Origin of the sequence: Herbiconiux daphne (assembly GCF_024979295.1) — a bacterium.
Classification (GTDB): domain Bacteria; phylum Actinomycetota; class Actinomycetes; order Actinomycetales; family Microbacteriaceae; genus Herbiconiux; species Herbiconiux daphnes.
On sequence record NZ_JANLCJ010000043.1, the window covers coordinates 1 to 2,585 of the forward strand.

Annotated in this window: 6 protein-coding genes; 3 read left to right on the forward strand and 3 right to left on the reverse strand. The window is 27.2% G+C overall.

Annotated elements, in window-relative coordinates:
• Positions 1 to 71: 71 nt before the first annotated feature.
• The 3 genes from N1032_RS22500 to N1032_RS22510 all read left to right on the forward strand — a co-directional run bounded on the left by N1032_RS22500 (position 72) and on the right by N1032_RS22510 (position 872).
• Entirely contained in the window at positions 72 to 293 is a 222-nt protein-coding gene (locus N1032_RS22500) for a hypothetical protein (protein ID WP_259542528.1), read from the forward strand.
• 94 nt (positions 294 to 387) lie between these two features.
• Positions 388 to 597: a hypothetical protein gene (locus N1032_RS22505; protein ID WP_259542529.1), complete on the forward strand. Its 210-nt coding sequence runs from the start codon at positions 388 to 390 to the stop codon at positions 595 to 597.
• Complete coding sequence (locus tag N1032_RS22510; protein ID WP_259542532.1) at positions 597 to 872, forward strand: hypothetical protein; 276 nt, start codon at positions 597 to 599, stop codon at positions 870 to 872. Before N1032_RS22505 ends, N1032_RS22510 begins: the two co-directional genes overlap by 1 nt.
• 397 nt (positions 873 to 1,269) lie before the next feature.
• On the opposite strand, the gene N1032_RS22515 is transcribed toward N1032_RS22510, so the two are convergent.
• From N1032_RS22515 to N1032_RS22525, 3 genes are all read right to left on the reverse strand, one after another.
• Positions 1,270 to 1,455: a hypothetical protein gene (locus tag N1032_RS22515; protein ID WP_259542535.1), complete on the reverse strand. Its 186-nt coding sequence runs from the start codon at positions 1,453 to 1,455 to the stop codon at positions 1,270 to 1,272.
• A 135-nt stretch (positions 1,456 to 1,590) separates the two neighbouring features.
• Positions 1,591 to 1,992 carry a hypothetical protein gene (locus tag N1032_RS22520; protein ID WP_259542537.1) on the reverse strand — a complete coding sequence of 134 codons (402 nt, stop codon included), beginning with the start codon at positions 1,990 to 1,992 and terminating at the stop codon, positions 1,591 to 1,593.
• Positions 1,993 to 2,311: 319 nt separating this feature from the next.
• A partial coding sequence (locus N1032_RS22525) for a hypothetical protein (RefSeq protein ID WP_259542538.1) occupies positions 2,312 to 2,585 on the reverse strand: 274 nt, incomplete at its 5' end.

Below are 2,585 nucleotides of genomic sequence, written 5' to 3' on the forward strand. Positions count from 1 at the left end.
TCCAATTATTTTGGTATAATTAGTAGGTAAGGTTAGAGAAATAAAAACTACCTTCAAGGAGAAATAAAAATATGAATAAATTCTTAAATTATTTAAAAATGCAAAAATTTAACGGGTATATATCTGATAGTGAATTAGATTTTCTAATTAAAAATAAAACTATATTTATTAATGAGATCAATAATTTAAATAAAGCTTCATTTAAAGCTGATATGATGAATGACAATAAAAACTTTGTTAGATCTATTTTAAATATTACAATGCAAACTTTAGGAGTTGTTGCTATATGTTAATCAAATTAAAAAAGTTGTTACAACTTCCAATTATTTTGGTATAATTAGTAGGTAAGGTTAGAGAAATAAAAACTACCTTCAAGGAGAATAAAAAATGAATAAATTGATCAAGAAAGAAGAGATTATGAAACATGAAATTAAGTTAGACAATTACACAAGCTATGTAAATGTTAGGTTTGAAGACGGAATGACACACTTTACTATTAATGGTGCATCAAACGACAAATTTACAGTTTATTACACAATGACAGTTGAAGAAGCAAAAAAAGAATTAAAAGACAGAGGGTTTGAGGTAAATGAATAATGAAACACTTTTTACTAGCAGACTTTGAAGTTAAATTAACTTCAGGAGCAACACAAATTATAGAAATTGAAATTGCTGATTATAGAAATGAAGAATTAAATGACGAAAAAACATATTTAATTTCAGCAAAAGATGTTGAAAGTGAAATTGCTTATCACATTGATTATGAAGAAATTGAAAGCTTTAGATTCGCAAATAGATCAGTTAATAGGGCTTCATCATACAACGCACAAACACAAACATATAAACTTGTACAGAAAGAATTACATTTATAATGTTTTGAACAATAAACATACATGAAGTACGTAAATGAAAATGATCTAACGCTGAATTACTTGAATTAATTCGCCGTCTCAAGTATAAGAAAGCTAAACTTGAAGATAAATTATTTTCTGTTGAACTTATTAAAACAACAAAACTTAAGCATAAGATTAAAAAAATTAACTGACAAATCGAAAGATGACAATCATTACTTGATGAAAAAAGACAACGTAATATAAAATAAAAAATCACCAAAAGGTGATTTTATTCGTTTAATTTTCTAGCTTTATACTCATCAAATCACACTTGAGATTTGGATTCTTCTATTTGTTTTCACAAATTAGCACGACCTTCATCATCAAGTGTAACACCATCAGAAATAATTTCATCAGAGCCAAAAAAGCGAGTTTTTCAATTATCCATGTATGTATTGAATGAAATCTTTTTAATCATTTCATAATATTCATCTTTATTTTCTCTGATCTCTTCATTTACTTTTGAAACATCAAAATCAGTAATATCAAATCCAAGCTCATCAAGAATTTTATTCATCATATCATCAAATTTTTCAAGTTCATCATTTGAATAAAATCCCATTCTATTTCTATTTAAAGTAATATCTTTGACAAATTCATCAATATTTACGATTGCTGAGCTTTGACCTGCAAGTATTTCACGTACATCTTCTTTAACTGTTGAAATAAAGTCAGCTTTATCAACAATTTTGCTTATTCAATGATCTCTTGATTCACGCGAGGAATTGAGATTTTTAGCAACATGAGCATTGCGTTTTGAAATATCAGTAATTCCACCACTTGAATATTTTGATTTGTTTTTACCAACAACTTTCTTAAAATCAATATCTTTTTTCTTTTGAGTGAGTATATTTGATGGTTTTGTTTCTTTTGCAGACTTAGTTTTTTTCTTTTTAAAGAAATTTTTAAACTTTTTCTTTAGTTTTCTTTCTTTATACTTCATGTGCTTTTCAAACTTATCAAGTCTATCAAGCCATTTAAAACGATCAGTCATCTTTTTACGATTAGCTTTAGATTTTGCCAATCTATCAAGCGATGCCTGTTTTGATTTGTTTTGCAGTGATTTAAACCCACTCTTTATTTTCCCAAAAAATCCCAAATTACACCTCACCTTCTAAATCTTCATTTAATTTAAAATCAGAAGTCACAATATGAAGTCCGCCTTCAACATTTTTCATACCAGTCTTTCCATCTTTAATTATACTTCCTAAATTGAAGTTAGATCAATCAACTTTATTTTTACCATTTTTAGAAAGACCTGAAATTTTTCTTACTAGACCTTTAACAGATTTAACTTCACCTGATTTATGATCAACAATGTTTTCAACTCATTTACCATTTTTATATGTGTGTGTTTGATTATACATGTAACACTTTGCCCTAAGAACTTTAAACTCATTAAATCTACTTTCAGGTTTTCATGCCCCAAATTTAGTCTCATCAATTTCAATACCTGAAATAGGACCTGTATAGTATCCTGAATCAGTGTCTGAATATATCCATTTATCTTTATTATCATGGAATGATGCGTATAAAATACTACGTGCCAGAGATGTAATTTTTGATGCAACACCAATATGTTTAAAAGTATCACGCACATAGTAATTAGACTTGTGAATAAATTGTTTGTTTTTACCATATCTAATTTGAGCTTTATTTCTTTTTTCAATTGGTGTGTAGTCTTCAACAATA

Bases quoted from the DNA above. Each gene is read 5' to 3' on its own strand.
- N1032_RS22500 (WP_259542528.1), top strand. From the start codon at position 72: ATGAATAAATTCTTAAATTATTTAAAAATGCAAAAATTTAACGGGTAT.
- N1032_RS22505 (WP_259542529.1), top strand. From the start codon at position 388: ATGAATAAATTGATCAAGAAAGAAGAGATTATGAAACATGAAATTAAG.
- N1032_RS22510 (WP_259542532.1), top strand. From the start codon at position 597: ATGAAACACTTTTTACTAGCAGACTTTGAAGTTAAATTAACTTCAGGA.
- N1032_RS22515 (WP_259542535.1), bottom strand. From the start codon at position 1,455: ATGGGATTTTATTCAAATGATGAACTTGAAAAATTTGATGATATGATG.